This window comes from Lapillicoccus sp., from assembly GCF_036559105.1.
GTDB lineage: Bacteria > Actinomycetota > Actinomycetes > Actinomycetales > Dermatophilaceae > Lapillicoccus.
The window spans coordinates 16,109-35,829 of record NZ_DATBTV010000141.1; the positions used below are offsets into that span (position 1 = coordinate 16,109).

Below are 19,721 nucleotides of genomic sequence, written 5' to 3' on the forward strand. Positions count from 1 at the left end.
CCGCTCCGCTCCGATACTTCGCGGGGACCCCGAGGAGCATCGCTCGCGTCAGCTGAAGGCGTTCTCGCCGGTCAGCGCCTTGCCGACCACGAGGGTGTGGACCTCCGTGGTGCCCTCGTAGGTCAGGACGCTCTCGAGGTTGGCCGCGTGGCGGATCGGGCTGTACTCCAAGGAGATCCCGTTGGCGCCGAGGATCGTCCGGGCCTCCCGAGCGATCGCCAGGGACTTCCGGACGTTGTTGAGCTTGCCCACGCTGACCTGCTCCGGCGTGATCGTCCCCGCCTCCTTGAGCCGGCCGAGGTGCATCGCCAGCAGCATGCCGTTGCCCAGCTCGACGGCCATGTCGGCGAGCTTCTGCTGCGTGAGCTGGTACGCGGCGAGGGGCTTGTCGAACACCTCACGGGTCTTTGCATAGTCCAGGGCGGTTTCGAGGCTGTCGCGGGCGGCGCCCAGCGAGCCGAAGATGATCCCGAACCGCGCCTCGTTGAGACACCCGAGCGGGCCGCCCAGACCCGCGGCGCCCGGCAGCACGGCGTCCGCGGGCAGCCGGAGGTCGTCGAGGACCAGCTCACTGGAGACGCTGGCGCGCAGAGACAGCTTCTGGTGGATCTCGTTGGCCGAGAACCCGTTCGAGTCGGTCGGGACGACGAACCCGCGGATCCGGTCGTCGGTGCGGGCCCACACGATGGCGACGTCGGCGACCGACCCGTTGGTGATCCAGAGCTTCGTGCCGTTGAGCACCCAGTCACCGGAGGCGTCGCGCTTCGCGGACGTGCGCATACCCGCGGGGTTGGAGCCGGCGTCCGGCTCGGTGAGCCCGAAGCAGCCGAGCTTCTCACCCGCGGCCATGCCCGGGAGCCACTCCTGCTTCTGCTCCTCGCTGCCGTAGGCGTGGATGGCGTACATCGCCAGCGAGCCCTGCACCGAGACGAGGGAGCGCAGCCCGGAGTCGACGGCCTCCATCTCCTGACAGGCCAGCCCGTAGGCAACGGCACCGGTTCCCGCGCAGCCGTACCCCTTGAGGTGCATCCCGAGGATGCCGAGGGCGCCGAGCTGCTTCGCGAGGTCGCGGGCCGGGACCCGACCCTCGTCGAACCAGGTCGCGATGTGGGGCCGCAGCTCCTTGGCGCCGAAGTCGCGGACGGTGTCGCGGATCGCGCGCTCCTCGTCGGTGAGCAGCCCGTCGATGGCGTACAGCTCGAAGGGGTCCATCATGCGTCCTTCCGTTCGAGTGGGGTGACCTCAGGGCGCTTCGCGGTGAGCAGGTCGCCCGAGGACTCGCCGCGCAGCCGGCGCTGGACCCAGGGGGCGAGGTACTCGCGGGCCCAGCGGGCGTTGCCGGCCATGGCTTCTCGGCGCGGCACCGGCGCGGCCGCCGGCAGCGGCGTACGCCAGTCCGACTCGTCGGTGGCGTGCCCGAGCGTCCAGAGGGCCGCGAGGGCGACCCGCCGATGGCCCTCGGCGGTCATGTGGATGCGGTCGTCAGCCCACATCCGCCAGTCGCGGAGGGCGACCAGGCTCCACTGGTCGAGGACGCGCGCGCCGTGCCGCTGGGCGATCCCCCACACCAGCGCGGCGAAGGCTCCGGCCCGTCCGCGGGTGGCTCGCACCAGCGGCGCGCCGACGGGGTCGAACGGCGTGACCATGAGCACGTCGGCGCCGGTGGCCCGGATGCGCATGACGGCGTCCTCCAGCTTGCCGGCGAGCCCGTCGACGTCGGCGCTGGGGCGCAGGATGTCGTTACCACCGCCGACGATGCTGACGAGGTCCGGCTCCAGGGCCAGGGCCGCGTCCAGCTGTGGACCGACGATGTCGGCGAGCAGCCGCCCGCGGACGGCAAGGTTGGCGTAGCCGAACTGCTGCCCGGAGTCCGCCGCATACCGGGCCAGGTCGACCGCGAGGCGGTCGGCCCACCCGACGTAGCGGTCCGGGATCTCCGGGTCCGGGTCGGACATCCCCTCGGTGAACGAGTCCCCGACGGCCACGTAGCGGGTCCAGATGCGGGGTTCCGGTTGCGGGTCGGTCACGTCAACCTCCAGTCGACGGGCTGGCCACCGGCGGCGACCAGCAGCGAGTTGGCCCGGCTGAACGGGCGCGAGCCGAAGAACCCCGAATGGGCCGACAGCGGTGAGGGGTGGGCCGACTCGACGCGGGGGACGCCGCCGAGCATGGGGGCGAGCGACTGGGCCTGGCGACCCCAGAGGACCGCGACGAGCGGGCCGCCCCGCGCCACCAGCGCCTCGATGGCGGCCGTCGTGACCGTCTCCCAGCCCTTCCCCTGGTGGCTGCCCGACTTTCCCGGGCTGACGGTGAGGACGCGGTTCAGCAGCAGCACGCCCTGCTCGGTCCACGGCGTGAGGTCGCCGCTCACGGGTGGCGTCTCGCCGAGGTCGCTGCGCATCTCCGTGTAGATGTTCACCAGGCTGCGCGGCAGCGGCCGGACATCGGGAGCGACCGAGAAGCAGAGGCCGACCGGGTGCCCGGGCGTGGGGTACGGGTCCTGGCCGACGATGAGGACGCGCACGTCGTCGAGCGGCTGCCGGAACGCCCGCAGGATGTTGTCGCCGCTCGGCAGGTACCCGCGCCCGGCCGCGACCTCCGCCCGGAGGAAGTCACCGAGCTCGGCGATGACCGTTGCGACCGGGGCCAGTGCGGGAACCCAGGTGACGTCGACGAGCTCCTCCAGCGGTCGTGCGGCCACGGGGGTCACGCTATCCGGCCGCGAAATGGGCTGGACGTCGGCTGCGGTATGCCGGTCGACTTGCTTCTCGTGGACCCTGACGCGCATCCGCGCATGCACGATGACGAGCTGGCGATCGACGCCGATCTCGTGCGGCGGCTGGTGGCGGAGCAGCTGCCGGCGTGGGCGGAGCTGCCGGTTCGCCCGGTCGGTCGGGGAACCGTAAACGCGATGTTCCGCCTCGGCGACGACCTGGCCGTCCGGCTGCCGAGGACCGCCGAGTGGGCAGGCGACCTGGAACGGGAACGCGTCTGGTTGCCCCGGCTGGGCGAGCGGATCTCGTTGCGGGTGCCGGAACCGGTGGCCGAAGGGCGGCCGACCGACGCCTACCCGCTGCCGTGGGCGGTCTACCGGTGGGTCGACGGCCACCAGTACGACGACGGCCTGGTGGACGACGAGGTGTCGGCAGCCCTCGACCTGGCGCGGTTCGTGCGCGAGCTGCGTGCAGGCTCGGTCGATGGCGCGCCCGCAACCGGACGCCGACCACTGGCCGAGCTCGACGGTGCGACCCGGGCGGCGATCGTCGAGGCCGGGGACCTGCTCGACCGTTCTGCCGTCCTCGCCGCGTGGGACCGCGCCCTCGAGGCGCCCACCTTCACCGGCGAGAAGGTCTGGATCCACACCGACCTGCTCCGTCCGAACCTGCTGGTCCGCGGCGGTGCGCTCGCCGCGGTGATCGACTTCGGCGCGGTCGGCGTGGGCGACCCGGCGGCCGACGTGATCCCGGCGTGGACGGTGTTCGGGGCCGCCGGGCGGCCCCGCTACCGGGAGGCGCTCGACGTCGACGACGGCACCTGGGAGCGGGCCCGGGGCTACGCGCTGACCCAGGCGGCCCTGATCGTGCCGTACTACCGCGAGACCAACCCGGCGTTCACGGCGTCGGCTCTACGGACCATCGGCGAGGTGCTGGCCGACCGGGAGCGGCCGCATACCTAGGCTGGGCGCTCGTGCCCCCCACCCCCCGCTGGCCCTACGTCGTCTTCGACCTCGACGGGACACTGGTCGACACGATCGGCCTGATCGTCGACTCGTACCAGCACGCCTTCACCACCGTGCTCGGGGCGCCGGAGGACGAGGTCGTGATCCGCTCGTGGATCGGGCAGCCGCTGATCCGCGCCTTCCGCGAGCGCTCGCCGGAGCGGGCCGACGACCTGTTCGCGACGTACATCGCGTGGAACCACGCCAACACCGAGCGGCTGATCCGCCGGTATGCCGGTGTCGATGGCCTGCTCGCCGATCTCGTTGTTGCGGGCGTCCGGTGCGCGGCGGCGACGTCCAAGCTACGTGGACCCGCGGAGGCCGCCCTGCGGCTGACCGGACTCGACGCCTACCTGAGCGGACCGCAGGCCCTGGTCACCCTGGAGGACACCGCTGAGCACAAGCCCGACCCGGCGCCGCTGCTGCTCGCGGTCGAGCGGATGGGCGGCACGCCGGGCGAGGCGGTCTACGTCGGCGACGCCGTCGTCGACGTGCAGGCGGCGCGGGCCGCGGGGATGGCCGCCGTCGGAGTCACGTGGGGTGCCGGGTCGCGGTCCGACGTCGTTGCGGCGGGGCCCGACGTCGTGGCCGACACGGTCGACGACCTGCGTACCGCCCTCCTCGGCTGAGGTCGTTCCGGGTCGACGTATCGCCGAGGAGCACTGCGGGCTCTTGCTGGGGCATGAGCCCCCTCTCTCCCACCCCTGCTCCCGACACCCACTACGACGCGATCGTCTACGGCTCCGGCGCGGCCGGACTGACCTGCGCCCTGACCCTCGCCCAGCAGGGCGCCAAGGTCGCCCTCCTCGAGAAGAACGCCTACGTCGGCGGCTACGCCCACGGCGACGGGGAGCAGGGCTTCTACTGGGACCACGGCGGGCACATCCTGCTGGCCTACCGGCTCGGTATGCAGCCGCGTGAGGTGTTCGAGCGGCTGGGCATCCCGCGCCGGATCGCCATGGTCCCGGACCGCCAGGACTTCCAGTGCGTCTTCCCCGACGAGCGCCTCGAGCTGCCCGCCGACCTGACCGAGGCCGCGGACGTGCTCGCCGACCGGTTCCCCCATGAGCGGCGCGGCATCGCGAAGGTGTTCCTCGCCATGGAGCAGATGGTCGCGGACCTCGACAAGGTGGTGCCGTCGTTCCGGGTTGCCGACCGCCCCGGTCGCGGCAAGGCGATCGACAAGCTGCTGGTCCAGTTCCAGAAGCCGTGGCTCAGCGACCTGATGAACCCGATGGCCCAGGCCCTGAAGTTCCCCGGCCACACGCTGCTGAAGTACCAGAACCTCACCCTCAAGGACCTGCTCGACGAGCACCTGACCGACCCGCTGGCCAAGGCGTACCTCGCGCAGCTGGCCGTCGGGATCGGCACGCCTCCTGGCCAGCTGTCGGCGGCCATCGCCGGTGTCTTCCTCACCCACGCGCTGCGCACCATGTGGATGCCGGCCGGCGGGTTCGGGCGGCTGGCCGAGACGCTGCGCGAGATGTACCTCGAGGCCGGCGGCACCGTCATCACCAGCGCCGAGGTCTCACGGGTCGTGGTGCGGGGCGGCAAGGCGCGTGGCGTCGAGACCGTCGACGGGCGGGTCTTCTCCGCCAAGGCCGTGGTCTGCGCGTCGGACGCGCGGCGGCTCTACCTCGACCAGCTCCCGGCGTCGGTCGTGCCGGGCAAGCTCCGGGAGCGGTTGCCGCAGCTGCCCACCACGCCGTCGTTCTTCCAGGTCCAGCTCGGCGTCGACATGGACCTCACGCCCTACCGCGACCAGATCAAGCGGCTCAACTTCGTCTACGACGGACACGACCTCGACGAGGCGATGGCCCAGTTCCCCAGCGGGAACGTCGAGAAGGCCGCCTTCTACGTCTACGTCGCGACGTTCCACCAGCCCGACCTGGCGCCCCCCGGCATGGCGTCGGTCAAGCTCGAGTGCCCGACGACACTGGTCTCCGGCGACCTCGACTGGGAGCGTGACAAGGAGTGGATCGCCGACACCTTCATCCGTCGCGCCGAGCAGGTCATCCCCGGTCTGCGCGACCACATCGTCGTGCGCCGGGTCCGGACCCCGCTGGACATGGTCCGCGACACCGGCAACTCCGACGGCGCCTTCGCCGGCTGGGCGCTCGTGCCCCAGATGCTCTCGCGCCAGCGGCCGCCGCAGCGCACGGTCGTCCCCGGCCTGTACGCCGCGGGACAGTGGACCACGCCGAACGCCGGGCTGCCATGGGTCATGGTGTCCGGGTACAACACGGCCGGCATGGTGCTGCGGGACGCGCTCGGTCGCGAGGAGTGGCAGGAGTACGCCGCGCCGGTTCCGGCCGTCGCGGCCGTGGAAGCCGCCGAGGTGTCAGAGTCGGTGAGCGCGGCCGCCTGACCGCCTACGGCAGGTCGACGGGGCTACGCAGAGCGTGGACGGTTTCTGACCCACTTGGGTCCTTGGAAACCGTCCACGGTCACGTCGAGCCGCCGAACGAGAAGCTCTCGCCCGACTCGTCCACGCCGAACACGACCATGCTCGACGGCAGCTCCCGCTCCCGCAGGATGCCGGCCGGGTGGACACCGTGCTCCATCGCCCGCCGGACCAGGTGCGCCGTGGCGGCCCGACCCCGGTCGCCGGGTCGAAGGACGGTGCCCGTCGGGTGCTCGCGGCGGTCGACGTCCTCTCCCGCAGCGCGCCGTCTCGCGATGTCGGCGGTGACCGCGTCGATACGGTGCTGCCACTCGCGCTCGTTGTCGTAGACGCCGACGACGACGTGCCGTCGCTCGTGACGCTCGGGGTCGAACCGGTAGTGGCGCGCGACCCAGCGGGTGATCGAGTCGTCGTCCTCGTCCACCTCGGCCATCTCGGGACGGTAGCGCCGGTCGACCTTCGGCAGCACCCGGTTTGCGGGGTCGGGGCTGGTCGGGACGCACCGTGGACGGTTCTCAACCCCAGGCGGTCGAGAACCGTCCACGCTGTCGAACGCGAACCGCCCGGGGCGGTGAGGCGACCCGCATACGATCGGCCGGTGCACCGCTTCGACCAGCCGCTCGCGCCGGCCGACGTGGACGCGATCCTCGCCTACGCGGCCGACCGGCTCAGCCTCGACCCCGTTCCGTTGGACGGGCCTCTGGACGAGCAGGAGCTGCGGGACGAGGCCGGGGTCACGGTGACCCCCGCCGGACTCGGGGCGGCCCGCGCCCTCGACGTCTTCGCCGACGTCCTGGCGCCGTCCTGCCTGTCGACCGACCATCCTCGGTACCTGTCGTTCATCCCGTGCGCCCCGACCCAGGAGGCCGCGGCGTTCGACGTCGTCGTCGGCGCCTCGTCGATCTACGGGGGCTCGTGGCTCGAGGGCTCGGGTGCCGTCCACGCGGAGAACGAGACGCTCCGCTGGATCGCCGACCTCGCCGGGCTGCCACCGGAAGCCGGCGGCGCGTTCGTGCCCGGTGGCACCATCGGGAACCTGTCCGCGCTCGTCGCCGCCCGGCATACTGCCCGGCACCACGCGCTGGAGGCCGGTTCGGACGTCCGGCCCTGGCGGGTCGCCACGACCTACGGCGCGCACTCGTCGATCCAGTCCGCCTGCGACGTCATGGACGCCCAGCTGATGACCGTGTACGCCGACGACCACTGGCGGCTGACCGGTGCCCACCTCCGACGGACCCTCGAGGACAACGACCCCAGGACGTTCTTCGCCGTCGTCGCCACGGCCGGGACCACGAACTTCGGCATCGTCGACGACCTGGCGTCGGTGGCCGAGGTCTGCGCGGAGTTCGGCATCTGGTTCCACGTGGACGGGGCCTACGGCGGCGCGGCGCTCGCGGCCCCCTCGGCCCGGTCGCTCTTCGACGGCGTGGAACGGGCGGACTCGTTCATCGTGGACCCGCACAAGTGGCTCTTCGCGCCGTTCGACTGCTGCGCCCTGATCTACCGCGAACCCGCCCTGGCCCGTGCGGCGCATACCCAGCACGCGGGGTACCTGGACGTCCTCACCGAGGCCCCCGACTGGAACCCCACCGACTACTCCGTCGGCCTCACCCGCCGGGCCCGCGGGCTGCCGCTGTGGTTCTCGCTCGCGGTCCACGGGACCGAGGCGTACAGCCGAGCGGTGGAGCGGACCCTGGAGGTCGCGCGCTTCGCCGAGGCCGAGATTCGCCGCCGAGAGCGCCTGGAGCTGCTGCGCGACCGCGACCTGTCGGTGATGGTGTTCCGCCGGGTCGGCTGGGCGCGCGAGGACTACCAGGCGTGGTCCGACCGGCTGCTGGCCGACGAGTTCGCGTTCGTCGTCCCCACGACGCACGAGGGGGAGACGGTGACCCGGTTCGCGATCGTCAACCCGACGACCACCGAGGACGACATCCTGGCGATCCTCGACACGATGTCCTGACCCGCCCGTAGGCGAATGACACGCCTGTCATTTCCCCCTATAGTGTCGCCATCATGGACGCGCAGCGACACGAGGAGCAAGGCCGTTCGACCGACGGTGTCCTCGCGACCCGTGACCGGGAGATCCTCGCCTTCGAGCGCCAGTGGTGGAAGTACGCCGGGGCCAAGGAGCAGGCGATCAAGGAGCTCTTCGACATGAGCGCCACCCGCTACTACCAGGTGCTCAACGCGCTGATCGACACGCAGGAGGCCCTCGAGGCCGACCCGATGCTGGTCAAGCGGCTGCGCCGGCTGCGCGCCTCGCGGCAGCGGGCCCGGAGCGCCCGCCGCCTCGGCATCAACGTCTGAGCTCGCCGCCCAAGGCTGAGGCTCTAGCCTGCGGAGCGTGACGCTCCAGCCCGGCCCCACGAACTCGCTCACCGACGTCGCCGGCCTCAAGGTCGGCCACTCGACCCGCCGCGACCCGGGCTGGCTCACCGGGACCACCGTGATCCTGGCCCCTCACGGCGGCGCCGTCTGCGGCGTGGACGTGCGGGGCGGGGGGCCGGGCACGCGGGAGACCGACCTGCTCGACCCGCGCAACCTCGTCGACCGCGTCAACGCCGTCATGCTCGGCGGAGGTTCGGCCCTGGGCCTCGCGGCCGCCGACGGCATCGTCCAGAGCCTGCTCGCGGACGGTCACGGCTGGCAGATCGGCGGGCCCGGGCAGGTCGTCCCGATCGTCCCCGGCGCGATCCTGTTCGACCTCGGCCGCGGGGGTGCGTTCCACCACCACCCCACCCGCAAGGACGGCAAGGTCGCGTACGCGTCGGCGTCCGACGGTCCGGTCGAGCAGGGGGTCGTCGGGGCGGCCACGGGTTCGTCCTCGGGCGGCTTCAAGGGGGGCATCGGGTCGGCCAGCGTGGTGCTCCCGTCGGGCACGACGGTCGCGGCTATCGTCGCCGTCAACTCGGTCGGCTCGCCCGTCGACCCGAGGACTGGGCAGCTGTATGCGGTCCGGCACGGCCTGGACGGGGAGTTCGACCACATCGGGATGCCCAGCGCCGCCGAGGTGGCGGCCGCGCAGGCCTACGCCGAGGCGGCCGCTGCCCGGGGGATGCGGCCGGCGCAGGCCACGACGATCGGCCTTATCGCCACCGATGCGACGCTGACCAAGGCGCAGTGCCAGAAGGTCGCCGGGATGGGGCACGACGGCATGGCGCGGGCGATCAACCCGGTCCACACGCTCTACGACGGCGACACGCTGTTCACCATGGCGACCGGCGCCCGCCCGGAGCCCGACCTCACCGAGCTGTTCCTCCTGATGATGGCCGCCGGGGACTGTGTGACCCGGGCCATCGCGCACGGCCTGCTCGCCGCCGAGTCCGTCGACGAGACGGAGTCAGGGGGCGTCGCGATCCGCTCGTGGCGGGACGCCTTCCCGTCGGCGAACCGCTGACGGGGGTCGCGCCACGGTGTCAGGCCGCGAGAGGTCAACTTCGGTTGGTAAACGCGGCTGTTGACGACAGAAGTTGGCCTCTCGGCGGGTGAGGCGGGTCGTCGGCGGGTGGCCGGGTCGTCGGGTGGGGCGCAGCACGCCCCAGGTCTCACCCAGTCGGTCAGGATGTGGGCGTGATCAGCCCGGCCCATAGGTAGCGGCGCAGGATGGACGGGTGACCCGGCAGGACACCTACACCCACGGCCACCACGAGTCGGTGCTGCGCTCGCACCAGTGGCGGTCGGCGGCCAACTCCGCCGCATACCTCCTGCCGCACCTGGCCCCCGGCATGAGCCTGCTCGACATCGGGTGCGGACCGGGGACCATCACCCTCGACCTGGCCGAGGTCGTGGCGCCGGGCCGGGTCGTCGGCCTCGACGTCGTCGCGGACCCGCTGGACGTCGCCCGGGTCAACGCCGAGGCGCGGGGCGACACGACGACCGAGTTCGGGATCGGCGACGTCTACGACCTCGACCTGCCCGACGACTCGGTCGACGTCGTCCACGCGCACCAGGTGCTCCAGCATCTCAGCGACCCGGTGGCCGCCCTGCGGGAGATGCGTCGGGTATGCCGGCCGGGCGGGCTCGTCGCCGTGCGTGACGCCGACTACGCGGCGATGGTCTGGTACCCCGCCTCAGCGCGCCTCGACGACTGGCTCACCGTCTACGAGGACGTCGCCCGCAGCAACGACGCCGAACCGTCGGCCGCCCGGCACCTGCTGGCCTGGGCGCATACCGCGGGGTTCGAGGACGTCACGTCGTCGGCGACCACCTGGTGCTACGCCACTCCGGAGGAGCGGGACTGGTGGGGTGGCCTGTGGGCCGACCGGATCACCCAGTCGGCACTCGCGCAGCAGGCGCTCGAGCGGGGGCTCGCCACGCCCGAGCTGCTCGACGAGCTGGCCCGCGCCTGGCGCGAGTGGGCGGCGCACCCCGACGGCTGGTTCGTCGTCGTCAACGGGGAGATTCTCGCTCGCGCCTGACCGCGCCGGGACGTACCGAGACGTGACGTGGGACAGTGCTGACCATGTCCCATGGACGCATCCGTACGAGGTGGGAGCGGCTGGACGAGCGGTTCGCGCCGATCGGTGGCGACCGCTTCGTGGAGGTTCTGTTCGAGGACGGCCGCTGGCTGGAGGGACCGGCGTACTCCCCGCTCTGGCGCAGCGTGCTGTTCAGCGACATCCCCAACGACCGCGTCATGCGCTGGGACGAGACCACCGGCGTCGTCGGCGTCTGGCGCTCGCCCGCCGGCTACGCGAACGGCCGGATCGTCGACCGGCAGGGCCGCGTCGTCCACTGCCACCACGGCAGCCGTTCGGTCTCCCGGGTGGAACCGGACGGCAGCGTGACGACGCTGGCCGACGCGTACGAGGGTCGCCGGCTCAACAGCCCGAACGACCTCGTCGAGCGCGCGGACGGCTCGGTCTGGTTCACCGACCCCAGCTACGGCATCCACAGCGACTACGAGGGCCATCAGGGCGAGAGCGAGACCGACGGCTGCCACGTCTACCGGGTCGACGCCGACGGCTCGGTCTCTCGGGTGGCCGACGACTTCGCGCAGCCGAACGGGCTGGCCTTCTCGGCGGACGAGCGGGAGCTGTACGTCGTCGACTCCGAGAGGAACCATGTGCGGCGGTTCGACGTGGCCGGCGAGGGGGCGCTCTCGGGTGGCGAGGTGCTGGTGACCGCGGACACCGGCGGCTACGACGGGGTACGGGTCGACGACGCCGGCCGGCTCTGGCTGGCCGGGCACGACGGGCTGCACTGCGTCCACCCCGACGGGACGCTGCTCGGCAAGCTGCTCCTGCCCGAGGTATGCAGCAACCTCACGTTCGGCGGTGCGCAGGGAAACGTCCTGTTCGTCACCGCGACCACCCTGCTGCTGTCGATCCGGGTCACCTGCCGCGGGGCGTCCTACCCCGGCTGAGCCGAGTACCGAGCCGTGTCAGGCTCTGGACGTGTCCGTCCCTCCCGCCGCGCTGCTGGTCCCGGCCGGTGTCGTGGCCGGACTGGTTGGCAGTGCCGGCGGCATCACGTCACTGATCTCCTACCCCGCGCTGCTGGCCGCCGGGGTGCCGCCGCTGCCGGCCAACGTCGGCAACATCGTGGCCGCCGTGGCCATCGGGCCGGGCTCGGCGATCAGCTCACGGGCCGAGCTGGCAGGGACGCGGCCGTTGCTGCTCCGGCTGCTGCCGGTGGCGGCGGTCGGCAGCGTGGCGGGGGCGTTGCTTCTGCTCGCGACGCCGCCGGGCGTCTTCGCTCACGTCGTGCCGTTCCTCGTGGCGCTCGGCTCGCTGGTCCTGCTGCTGCAGCCGGTCATCGTGTCGTGGGGTAACGGCGCGGAGCTGGGCGTCGGCGCGCTCGGCGTGCTGGTCGGCCTGGTGTCGGTCTACGGCGGGTACTTCGGCGCGGGGTCAGGGGTGATGTTCCTGGCGGCCGTGCTGTTCTACGAGTCCCGGGTCCCGCGGGCCAACGCGGTCAAGAACGTCGTCGTCGCGGCGACCTGCGCGGCCGCCGCGCTCGTCCTCGTCCTCGTCACACCGGTCCCGTGGGCGTCGGTGGTACCCCTGGCTGCCGGCCTGCTCGTCGGCAGTGCCCTCGGACCGGTGCTGGTCCGCCGGATGCCGGGCAGCCTCGTCCGCTGGCTGGCGGCCGCTCTGGGGTTCGGGCTGGCGGTCTACCTCTGGTTCGAGGCCACCTGAGGTCCGATGACGACGTCGGCGACCACCGGTCGGTGGTCCGACGGCGCGGCCTCGCCCGGCGGGCCGGCCTCGACCCAGGCGTCGGACACGGCGATGTCCGGGGTCACGAGCACCCAGTCGATCTGCCGGCCCCCGCCCTCGAAGTCCGGGTCGACGCCGATGAACGTGCCGAGCCGTCGCGAGCGACGGTCGCGTGGGGCCAGCGCGTCCACGAGCCCGGACGTCGTGAGGATCCGGTATGCCTCGGAGCCCTCCGCCGGGTCGTTGACGTCGCCCAGCACGACCGTCGGCCCGTCGCTCGCCTCCGCGGCCACGATCGCCGCGCCCTCCGCCCGGGCCCGCACGCCGAGGTGGTCCAGGTGCGTGCAGACCACCGTGAACGTGCTGCCGGCCTCGCGGTCGTGGAACCGTGCCGCAGTCAGCATCCGGGGCAGGTCGGCGTCGGACGCCATCGAGCCGGGCACCTCCGGCGTCGAGGACAGCCAGCGGTGGCGCAGGTCGAGCAGGGTGAGGGCACTGGTGTCGTAGACCACCGCCCCCTGCTCGTCGTGACCCTCGCCACCACGGCCCTCGCCGACCCACCGGTACCGCTGCGGCAGCCGGGACACGAGGTCGTCCAGCATCGCCCGTGAGCCCTCCTGCGTACCCAGGACCGCCGGCGCCAGGTCGGCCACCCCGGCCGCGACCACCGGGCCGCGGACCGACCACGGCGGTGCGTCCACCGACGTCTCGGTCAGCAGGTTCCACGTCATGACGCGCACGGGTCAGCTCGCGCGCGTCACCGACACCGATCCGTCGGGCGGCCGTCGCAGCGACTGCCACACCACGCAGTACCGCTCGGTGAGCTTGGCCAGTGCGGCCAGCTGGTCGTCCGTCGCATCGGTGTCGACGTCGAACGACAGCCGAATCTCGCGGAACCCGACCGGCGCGTCCTTGGACACCGCGAGCGTCCCGCGGAAGTCCAGGTCGCCCTCGGCCCGGACCGACCCGCCGCGCAGATCCAGTCCCATCGAGGTCGCCACGGCGCGCATCGTCACGCCGGCACAGGCCACCAGGGCCTCGAGGAGCATGTCGCCGGAGCACAGCTGGCTGCCGTCGCCCCCGGCCGCGGGGTGCAGGCCCGCCTCGGCCAGCGCGCGCCCGGTGTCGAGGGAGCACGACACCCCTTCGCCGAGCCGCCCACTCGCGCGGAGAGTGACGAGGGCGGCGTCCGGGTCGTCCCGGTACGACGCCTTGAGCGGGGCCTGCAGGGTGGCGAGAGCGTCCTGGTCCATGACCCGACGCTAACGCCATCAGGTCCGGCGGGCTGTGCGAGGCTGGCGCTCATGACGGCCGCCTGGAGCACACCCGAGGAGCTCGACGCCGCGCGGGAGACCATCGCCGCGTCCATCGAGGGCTGGACGCGGCCCGCGGCATACGCCGTCGGTCTCACCTCCGCGACGTCGTCGGCGGAGTACGAGTTCCCGGTCATCAACGTCGGCGACCACTACCTGCCGGCAGTCGTCCTCGCCAAGACCATCGGGTACGCCAGTGGCACCTCCACGCACGTCCTGTCGGTCGCCGAGCTGACCCACGCGATCAACGGGCTGGCGCCGGCCGAGGCGACCACCTCGATGGACCACCCCAACCTGCGCGCGTGGCGCGAGATGCTCGCCGAGGTCGAGTCGAACCCCTACCGCGGGATCGTGGCCGTGTTCATCGGCGACCTCGACGACCCGGTGTCGTCGGAGGCCGACGGCTCGCTGCGGACCCAGCTGCCCGACTGACGTGGCGAGCGCCGCCGCCGCGAAGGCCTGCGTCTTCTGTCAGATCGTCGCCGGCGAGGTCCCGGCTCAGATCGTGCTCGACGAGCCCGACCTGGTCGGCTTCCTCGACGCGCGCCCGGTGTTCAAGGGCCACGTGCTGCTCGTGCCCCGCGAACACGTCGACGCGCTCCCCGACCTGCCCGCGCGGCTGCGCGACCCGTTGCTCGAGGCCACCCAGCGGCTGGCCCGGGCCGTGGTCGACGGGCTCGGCGCTCAGGGGTCGTTCGTCGCGACCAACACCGTCGTCAGCCAGTCGGTGCCGCACCTGCACGTCCACGTGGTGCCGCGGACCAAGGGCGACGGCCTTCGCGGGTTCTTCTGGCCGCGCACCAAGTACGCCTCCGACGACGAGGCGGCCGAGTATGCGTCGCGCCTCGCCGCGGTGCTCGAGCCGCCGCCGGCTCGCTGAGCCGTCGCCTGCCGGGCGTCTCTGGGGAGTCTTCTCCGCGTCAGCACACCGAAAGGTCTCCCCCAAACGGGCGTACGACTCAGACCACTCCGGACAGCTGGGCGTAGCCACGGGCGAACGCGTCGGCCAGCCACGGCAGCGGGTACGGCAGCCGCTCGTCGGCCTCGCGCTGCACCTGCGCCAGCGGGACGCCCGCGGCGTGCCGCTCACGGATGACCTCGGCGAGGGCGGCCATCTCGTCCCGTTGCCGGGCGACGAACGCCGTGTCGACCAGCGTCCCGTGGCTGGGAACCACCACGGCGTCCGGAGGGACGGCGTGCAGGTGCCGGTCCAGGGTGGCCGCCCACTCCAACGGCCACGAGTCCGACCCGAGCGACGGGTCGGCGGACTCCTCGATGAGGTCGCCGAGGAAGACCACGCCGGCGTCCGGCACCCAGATCCGGATGTCGCCGTCGGTGTGCCCGCGCCCCGCGTACGCGAGGTGCACCACCCGGCCGCCCAGATCGACGTTCGCCGTGGTCGCGAAGGTGACGTCCGGCCCCCGGGGCTCGGTGTCGAGCAGGTCGCGCACGTCCTCGGTGCTGTAGCTCGCGTCGGGACCCGGCTCCGGGTCCGCGCGGAACCGGGCCTTGAGCCGTTCGGCGTCGGCGTCGAAGGTCTGCCCGACCCGCTGGTGCGCATGGATGGTGGCCGAGTCGAAGGCCCGGTTGCCGAAGGTGTGGTCGTAGTGCACGTGCGTGTTGACCACGACGGTCACCGGCACCGGAAGCGCGAGGCGGGCGAGGTCGTCGAGAACCTCGCGGCCCTGGACCTCGGTGCCGCGAGTGTCGACGGCCAGCGCCCGCTCGCGGCCCACGACCAGGCCGACGCACACGTCCCACTGCGGGTACCGGGCGAAGTGGACCCCGTCCCCGATCTCGACGAAGCCGCCGGCCCCACGCATACCGGCGAGTCTGTCAGCCGGGCTGCTTCTCGACGAGGACGAGCCAGTTCCCGGAGTTGTCACGGATGACCGCCTCGACGCCGTAGGGGCGCTCGGCCGGCTCCTGGAGGAACTCGACACCCTTGGCCGAGAGCTCTGCGTAGGTGGCCCGACAGTCGTCGACCTGCAGGCCGAGGCCGCCCATGGCGCCCTTGCCGAGCTGGTCGCGGACGAACGCCGCGGCCTCGTCGCTGAGCGGGGGACCCGGGAGCATCAGCGTGATCTCGAGCTCCGGGTGGTCGCGGTGGCCGACGGTCACCCAGCGGGCGCCCGGCCACATCTCGGCGTCGACCCGAGGCTCGAACCCGAGCACGTCGACGTAGAAGTCGCGCGCTGCCGTTTGGTCGAGGCAGTAGATCGTGGTGAGGGAGACGTTGGTGATCATGGCCGCCACGCTAGGCGGGAGGGTGCACGGCGGGCTTCTCCGAGGTTGCGGACGTCGACGAGATCACGCCCATCATGAACAGGTAGCAGCCCGGTATGCGGGGACCGCCCGTCGCCGCCCACCGGTCGCGGTACTGGGTGGGGGACTCGCCGACGAGCGCCGAGAACCGCGTGGAGAACGACCCGAGGCTGCTGAACCCGACGGCCATGCAGATCTCGGTCACCGTGAGGTTCGCCGACCGCAACAGGTCCTGGGCCCGCTCGATCCGTCGGCGAGTGAGGTACCGGATCGGGGTCTCGCCGTAGGCCGCCTCGAAGGACCGGGCGAAGTGGTACTTGGAGACCCCGGCGACGGCGGCGAGGCCCGCGAGGTCGAGGTCCGCTGCATACCGGCGGTCGATATGGTCGCGGGCCCGGCGCAGGTGCGGCAGGAGGGCTGTGCTCACCCCCGGCGCGGCCGTCGTCACCCGGCTCACGATAGGCGACACCTCGTTTGCACTCTCCCCCGTCGAGTGCCAATAATGGCGTTAGCACTCTCGACATGAGAGTGACAACTCGACCATCTGGGCGAGGGCCGGAGAGCGCACGGAACCTGAGCGTGCGGGACCCGGGCCGTCCGTCGCGGGCGCCCACCTGGTCTCCACATCGATTCGCGTGGGAGGAACCACCCGAATGGCCAAGATCATCGCATTCGATGAAGAGGCACGCCGCGGCCTCGAGCGAGGAATGAACATTCTCGCCGACGCGGTCAAGGTGACGTTGGGCCCTAAGGGTCGCAACGTCGTGCTCGAGAAGAAGTGGGGCGCTCCCACGATCACCAACGACGGTGTCAGCATCGCCAAGGAGATCGAGCTCGAGGACCCCTACGAGAAGATCGGCGCCGAGCTCGTCAAGGAGGTCGCCAAGAAGACCGACGACGTCGCCGGTGACGGCACGACGACGGCCACCGTCATCGCCCAGGCGATGGTGCGCGAGGGTCTGCGCAACGTGGCGGCCGGCGCCAACCCGATGGCGCTCAAGCGCGGCATCGAGAAGGCCGTCCAGGCCGTCTCCGACGAGCTGCTCGCCTCGGCCACCGAGGTCGAGACGCGCGAGCAGATCGCCCAGACCGCCTCCATCTCCGCCGCCGACGAGCAGATCGGCGAGCTCATCGCCGAGGCGATGGACAAGGTGGGCAAGGAAGGCGTCATCACCGTCGAGGACTCCAACACCATGGGCCTCGAGCTGGAGCTGACGGAGGGGATGCGGTTCGACAAGGGCTACATCTCGCACTACTTCGTCACCGACACCGAGCGTATGGAGACGGTGCTCGACGACGCCTACGTGCTGGTCGTCAACAGCAAGATCTCGTCGGTCAAGGACCTGCTGCCGGTGCTCGAGAAGGTCATGCAGAGCGGCAAGCCGCTGCTGATCATCGCCGAGGACGTCGACGGCGAGGCCCTGGCGACGCTGATCGTCAACAAGATCCGCGGCACCTTCAAGTCGGTCGCGGTCAAGGCGCCCGGCTTCGGTGACCGTCGCAAGGCCATGCTCGGCGACATCGCCATCCTCACCGGTGGCCAGGTCGTGTCCGAGGAGGTCGGTCTCAAGCTCGAGAACGCCGACCTCGACCTGCTCGGCAAGGCCCGCAAGGTCGTCGTCACCAAGGACGACACGACCATCGTCGAGGACCAGGAGGACCGGTCCGCGATCGAGGGCCGGATCAACCAGATCAAGGCGGAGATCGAGAAGTCGGACTCCGACTACGACCGGGAGAAGCTCCAGGAGCGTCTCGCCAAGCTCGCCGGCGGCGTCGCCGTCATCAAGGCGGGCGCGGCCACCGAGGTCGAGCTCAAGGAGCGCAAGCACCGCATCGAGGACGCCGTCCGCAACGCCAAGGCGGCCGTCGAGGAGGGCATCGTCGCCGGTGGCGGCGTCGCGCTGCTCCAGGCCACCAACCGGGTCTTCGAGAAGCTCGACCTGCAGGGTGACGAGGCCACCGGCGCGAACATCGTCCGCGTCGCGGCCGAGGCTCCGCTGAAGCAGATCGCCATCAACGCCGGTCACGAGGGCGGCGTCGTCGCCGAGCGCGTCCGGGGTCTCGACCGGGGCCACGGCCTCAACGCGGCCAGCGGTGAGTACGTCGACATGCTCAAGGCCGGCATCAACGACCCCGTCAAGGTGACCCGGTCCGCGCTGCAGAACGCCGCGAGCATCGCGGCGCTGTTCCTCACCACCGAGGCGGTCATCGCCGACAAGCCCGAGAAGGCCGCACCGGCCATGCCGGGTGGCGACGGCGGTATGGGCGGCATGGACTTCTGAGTCCGACGCTCCCGCACCACTGAGGTACCCGAAGGCGGCTCCCCGAGAGGGGGGCCGCCTTCTGGCTGTGTCCCGTCTTGTCGACCGGCCGCCCCAACCGGCAGCCCCAGCCGCAACCCCAGCCGCCAGCCGCCAGCTGCGAGCCAGGAGCCGCGAACCAGGAGCCGCGAGCGGGGAGCTCAGAAGCGCCTGCCTGGCTCTCGGCCCCGCGCTCCCTGACGAACCTGACGGTCTTCTGAATCGTCCGGCTCACGGTCCGCACCAGGGCTACGTTTCGCCTGTCGTCCGTCCCTGGACCGACGGCGTCGAAGCCGTGGCATCGAGCACGGTGCCGCTGGTGGGTACCCCAGACGAGCCGGCGTGACCTCGCGTTTCCCCGAGACCGGGGCGTCTGGCGCTCAGTGTGCGAACAGTCCCCGCACCCCCTGCTCGGTCTCGGCGTAGCTGCCACTGGCGCGCGAGGTGAGGGCGGCGATCTGGGCGAGGTCGGCACGGACCCGCCCCTGCAGCGCGGTCCACTCGCTCACCAGGCCCTGGAACTCGGTCGCCGCGGCGCCGGTCCACGAGCCTTCCAGCGAGGTGAGGCGGGCGTGCATGGCGGCCACGGACGACTCGATCTCGCCGGCGATGCCGGACATGTCGGAGGCGGCGGCCTGGATGCGGTCGGTGTCGACGGTGAACATGGTTCCTCCTGAAGGGTTCGCTCTGACGGGGTGGTTCCTCATGCCGACGCTAGGACCGCGGCGCCACCGGACCTGCCGGTTGTCCACAGGCCCACTAGCGTGAGCCGCGATGACCATCTGGATCGACCAGCCGATCTGGCCCCGCCACGGCACCGTCTTCGCGCACCTCATCAGCGACACGTCGCTCGACGAGCTGCATGCCTTCGCCCACCGGGTCGGCCTGCACCCCCGCTCGTTCGAGGGCGACCACTACGACGTGCCGCAGGAGCGCTACGCGCTGGTGGTCTCCGCCGGCGCCACCTCGACGACCGGCGCCGACGTCGTCCGACGGCTCATCGGGAGCGGGCTGCGGCTGCGCAAGCGGCGCGGGGACCGGCCGGTGGCCCGCATACCCGCCATGGTCTTCCCCGACGGCACCCACGCCTCCGTGGACCTCATCGCCTCGGACTCCCCGGTGACTGCGAGCGGCGTCTTCGCCGCCATGTGCTTCGTGCAGGACGGCCAGGACTGTTTCGCGGTCGTCCACTCGCCGCGCCGCGACGCCTGGGGGTCGCCGGGAGGCTGGCGCGAAGACGGGGAGGCGGTGGTCGACGCCGCGGTGCGCGAGGTCCGGGAGGAGACCGGGCTCGTCGTCGCGGCCGGCGACCTCGAGGTATGCGCGTACGAGCGGTTCACGGTCGACGGCGAGGTCCGCGGTCGGTGGCTTCCGGGTCGGAGCTACCTGCAGGTGTTCCGGACCCGGGTCGCGGGGAGCGCGCCGTCGATGGCGGCGAGCGAGGACGACGTCGACGGGTGGCACTGGGTGGACCGCGCCGAGTTCGAGCGGCTGTGCGGGGCCGACTTCTGGTGGCCGCTCGTGCCGCGGCTGTTCGACTAGCTGTCGTCGGCGGGGCCT

The 19,721-nt window shown here is 72.0% G+C and carries 23 protein-coding genes; 13 read left to right on the plus strand and 10 right to left on the minus strand.

All coding sequences use genetic code 11. From position 1 onward, the window contains the following. Nucleotides 1-48: 48 nt before the first annotated feature. The 3 genes from VIG79_RS17300 to VIG79_RS17310 are packed head-to-tail and all read right to left on the minus strand — an operon-like array spanning nt 49 to nt 2,701. Nucleotides 49-1,212 carry an acyl-CoA dehydrogenase family protein gene (locus VIG79_RS17300; protein WP_331887870.1) on the minus strand — a complete coding sequence of 388 codons (1,164 nt, stop codon included), beginning with the start codon at nt 1,210-1,212 and terminating at the stop codon, nt 49-51. Further along, on the minus strand, nt 1,212-2,027 hold the full coding sequence (locus VIG79_RS17305) for an SGNH/GDSL hydrolase family protein (RefSeq protein WP_331887872.1): 816 nt from the start codon (nt 2,025-2,027) through the stop codon (nt 1,212-1,214). The genes VIG79_RS17300 and VIG79_RS17305 overlap by 1 nt, the downstream gene beginning before the upstream one ends. Next, entirely contained in the window at nt 2,024-2,701 is a 678-nt protein-coding gene (locus tag VIG79_RS17310) for a uracil-DNA glycosylase (RefSeq protein WP_331887874.1), read from the minus strand. The genes VIG79_RS17305 and VIG79_RS17310 overlap by 4 nt, the downstream gene beginning before the upstream one ends. Before the next feature lie 93 nt (nt 2,702-2,794). Between VIG79_RS17310 and VIG79_RS17315 the strand changes: the two genes are divergently transcribed. Genes VIG79_RS17315 through VIG79_RS17325 form a run of 3 tightly spaced genes read left to right on the plus strand, consistent with a single transcriptional unit; the run spans nt 2,795 to nt 6,086 of the window. Next, nucleotides 2,795-3,676 carry an aminoglycoside phosphotransferase family protein gene (locus VIG79_RS17315; RefSeq protein WP_331887876.1) on the plus strand — a complete coding sequence of 294 codons (882 nt, stop codon included), beginning with the start codon at nt 2,795-2,797 and terminating at the stop codon, nt 3,674-3,676. A gap of 11 nt (nt 3,677-3,687) precedes the next feature. Next, a complete protein-coding gene (locus VIG79_RS17320) occupies nt 3,688-4,347 on the plus strand; it encodes an HAD-IA family hydrolase (protein WP_331887878.1) in 660 nt (219 codons plus the stop codon). A gap of 53 nt (nt 4,348-4,400) precedes the next feature. Continuing rightward, the gene (locus VIG79_RS17325) at nt 4,401-6,086 is read left to right on the plus strand and encodes an NAD(P)/FAD-dependent oxidoreductase (protein WP_331887880.1); all 1,686 of its coding nucleotides are present in this window, start codon (nt 4,401-4,403) and stop codon (nt 6,084-6,086) included. A 79-nt stretch (nt 6,087-6,165) separates the two neighbouring features. On the opposite strand, the gene VIG79_RS17330 is transcribed toward VIG79_RS17325, so the two are convergent. After that, entirely contained in the window at nt 6,166-6,555 is a 390-nt protein-coding gene (locus VIG79_RS17330; RefSeq protein WP_331887882.1) for a hypothetical protein, read from the minus strand. 165 nt (nt 6,556-6,720) lie between these two features. On the opposite strand from VIG79_RS17330, the gene VIG79_RS17335 reads away from it, so the two are divergent. The 6 genes from VIG79_RS17335 (at nt 6,721) to VIG79_RS17360 (ending at nt 12,262) form a co-directional block, all read left to right on the plus strand. Next, nucleotides 6,721-8,082 carry a pyridoxal phosphate-dependent decarboxylase family protein gene (locus tag VIG79_RS17335; RefSeq protein ID WP_331887884.1) on the plus strand — a complete coding sequence of 454 codons (1,362 nt, stop codon included), beginning with the start codon at nt 6,721-6,723 and terminating at the stop codon, nt 8,080-8,082. Nucleotides 8,083-8,135: 53 nt separating this feature from the next. Beyond that, nucleotides 8,136-8,429: a DUF3263 domain-containing protein gene (locus VIG79_RS17340; RefSeq protein ID WP_331887886.1), complete on the plus strand. Its 294-nt coding sequence runs from the start codon at nt 8,136-8,138 to the stop codon at nt 8,427-8,429. 37 nt (nt 8,430-8,466) lie between these two features. Beyond that, a complete protein-coding gene (locus VIG79_RS17345; RefSeq protein ID WP_331887888.1) occupies nt 8,467-9,519 on the plus strand; it encodes a P1 family peptidase in 1,053 nt (350 codons plus the stop codon). Nucleotides 9,520-9,733: 214 nt separating this feature from the next. Continuing rightward, on the plus strand, nt 9,734-10,540 hold the full coding sequence (locus VIG79_RS17350) for a methyltransferase domain-containing protein (protein ID WP_331887890.1): 807 nt from the start codon (nt 9,734-9,736) through the stop codon (nt 10,538-10,540). Between the two features lie 44 nt (nt 10,541-10,584). Further along, a complete protein-coding gene (locus VIG79_RS17355; RefSeq protein WP_331887892.1) occupies nt 10,585-11,487 on the plus strand; it encodes an SMP-30/gluconolactonase/LRE family protein in 903 nt (300 codons plus the stop codon). 31 nt (nt 11,488-11,518) lie between these two features. Beyond that, nucleotides 11,519-12,262 carry a sulfite exporter TauE/SafE family protein gene (locus VIG79_RS17360; protein WP_331887894.1) on the plus strand — a complete coding sequence of 248 codons (744 nt, stop codon included), beginning with the start codon at nt 11,519-11,521 and terminating at the stop codon, nt 12,260-12,262. On the opposite strand, the gene VIG79_RS17365 is transcribed toward VIG79_RS17360, so the two are convergent. Then, nucleotides 12,238-13,014: an endonuclease/exonuclease/phosphatase family protein gene (locus VIG79_RS17365; RefSeq protein WP_331887896.1), complete on the minus strand. Its 777-nt coding sequence runs from the start codon at nt 13,012-13,014 to the stop codon at nt 12,238-12,240. The genes VIG79_RS17360 and VIG79_RS17365 overlap by 25 nt on opposite strands. Before the next feature lie 12 nt (nt 13,015-13,026). Continuing rightward, the gene (locus tag VIG79_RS17370) at nt 13,027-13,536 is read right to left on the minus strand and encodes an OsmC family protein (protein WP_331887898.1); all 510 of its coding nucleotides are present in this window, start codon (nt 13,534-13,536) and stop codon (nt 13,027-13,029) included. Between the two features lie 51 nt (nt 13,537-13,587). Between VIG79_RS17370 and VIG79_RS17375 the strand changes: the two genes are divergently transcribed. Both VIG79_RS17375 and VIG79_RS17380 read left to right on the plus strand, forming a co-directional pair. After that, nucleotides 13,588-14,028 (plus strand): hypothetical protein, encoded by a 441-nt coding sequence (locus VIG79_RS17375; RefSeq protein ID WP_331887900.1) that lies wholly within the window; start codon nt 13,588-13,590, stop codon nt 14,026-14,028. Nucleotide 14,029: 1 nt separating this feature from the next. Further along, a complete protein-coding gene (locus VIG79_RS17380) occupies nt 14,030-14,476 on the plus strand; it encodes an HIT family protein (protein ID WP_331887902.1) in 447 nt (148 codons plus the stop codon). 79 nt (nt 14,477-14,555) lie between these two features. Here VIG79_RS17380 and VIG79_RS17385 read toward each other — a convergent pair whose 3' ends face one another. The 3 genes from VIG79_RS17385 to VIG79_RS17395 are packed head-to-tail and all read right to left on the minus strand — an operon-like array spanning nt 14,556 to nt 16,309. Beyond that, nucleotides 14,556-15,419, minus strand: a complete 864-nt coding sequence (locus VIG79_RS17385) for an MBL fold metallo-hydrolase (protein ID WP_331887904.1) — start codon at nt 15,417-15,419, stop codon at nt 14,556-14,558. Between the two features lie 13 nt (nt 15,420-15,432). Further along, nucleotides 15,433-15,843: a VOC family protein gene (locus tag VIG79_RS17390; RefSeq protein ID WP_331887906.1), complete on the minus strand. Its 411-nt coding sequence runs from the start codon at nt 15,841-15,843 to the stop codon at nt 15,433-15,435. Between the two features lie 10 nt (nt 15,844-15,853). Next, nucleotides 15,854-16,309, minus strand: a complete 456-nt coding sequence (locus VIG79_RS17395) for an AraC family transcriptional regulator (RefSeq protein ID WP_331887908.1) — start codon at nt 16,307-16,309, stop codon at nt 15,854-15,856. Between the two features lie 205 nt (nt 16,310-16,514). Here VIG79_RS17395 and groL point away from each other — a divergent pair, with 205 nt between their 5' ends. Then, the gene (gene groL / locus VIG79_RS17400) at nt 16,515-18,143 is read left to right on the plus strand and encodes a chaperonin GroEL (protein WP_331887910.1); all 1,629 of its coding nucleotides are present in this window, start codon (nt 16,515-16,517) and stop codon (nt 18,141-18,143) included. Between the two features lie 398 nt (nt 18,144-18,541). On the opposite strand, the gene VIG79_RS17405 is transcribed toward groL, so the two are convergent. Beyond that, nucleotides 18,542-18,826, minus strand: a complete 285-nt coding sequence (locus tag VIG79_RS17405; protein ID WP_331887912.1) for a WXG100 family type VII secretion target — start codon at nt 18,824-18,826, stop codon at nt 18,542-18,544. A 109-nt stretch (nt 18,827-18,935) separates the two neighbouring features. Between VIG79_RS17405 and VIG79_RS17410 the strand changes: the two genes are divergently transcribed. Then, nucleotides 18,936-19,703 carry a DUF4031 domain-containing protein gene (locus VIG79_RS17410; protein ID WP_331887914.1) on the plus strand — a complete coding sequence of 256 codons (768 nt, stop codon included), beginning with the start codon at nt 18,936-18,938 and terminating at the stop codon, nt 19,701-19,703. Nucleotides 19,704-19,721 lie beyond the last annotated feature (18 nt).

Coding starts and splice junctions, on each gene's coding strand:
- VIG79_RS17300 (WP_331887870.1), bottom strand. CDS start 1,212: ATGGACCCCTTCGAGCTGTACGCCATCGACGGGCTGCTCACCGACGAG.
- VIG79_RS17315 (WP_331887876.1), top strand. CDS start 2,795: ATGCACGATGACGAGCTGGCGATCGACGCCGATCTCGTGCGGCGGCTG.
- VIG79_RS17325 (WP_331887880.1), top strand. CDS start 4,401: ATGAGCCCCCTCTCTCCCACCCCTGCTCCCGACACCCACTACGACGCG.
- VIG79_RS17330 (WP_331887882.1), bottom strand. CDS start 6,555: ATGGCCGAGGTGGACGAGGACGACGACTCGATCACCCGCTGGGTCGCG.
- VIG79_RS17340 (WP_331887886.1), top strand. CDS start 8,136: ATGGACGCGCAGCGACACGAGGAGCAAGGCCGTTCGACCGACGGTGTC.
- VIG79_RS17355 (WP_331887892.1), top strand. CDS start 10,585: ATGTCCCATGGACGCATCCGTACGAGGTGGGAGCGGCTGGACGAGCGG.
- VIG79_RS17365 (WP_331887896.1), bottom strand. CDS start 13,014: ATGACGTGGAACCTGCTGACCGAGACGTCGGTGGACGCACCGCCGTGG.
- VIG79_RS17370 (WP_331887898.1), bottom strand. CDS start 13,536: ATGGACCAGGACGCTCTCGCCACCCTGCAGGCCCCGCTCAAGGCGTCG.
- VIG79_RS17375 (WP_331887900.1), top strand. CDS start 13,588: ATGACGGCCGCCTGGAGCACACCCGAGGAGCTCGACGCCGCGCGGGAG.
- VIG79_RS17385 (WP_331887904.1), bottom strand. CDS start 15,419: ATGCGTGGGGCCGGCGGCTTCGTCGAGATCGGGGACGGGGTCCACTTC.
- VIG79_RS17390 (WP_331887906.1), bottom strand. CDS start 15,843: ATGATCACCAACGTCTCCCTCACCACGATCTACTGCCTCGACCAAACG.
- groL (WP_331887910.1), top strand. CDS start 16,515: ATGGCCAAGATCATCGCATTCGATGAAGAGGCACGCCGCGGCCTCGAG.
- VIG79_RS17405 (WP_331887912.1), bottom strand. CDS start 18,826: ATGTTCACCGTCGACACCGACCGCATCCAGGCCGCCGCCTCCGACATG.
- VIG79_RS17410 (WP_331887914.1), top strand. CDS start 18,936: ATGACCATCTGGATCGACCAGCCGATCTGGCCCCGCCACGGCACCGTC.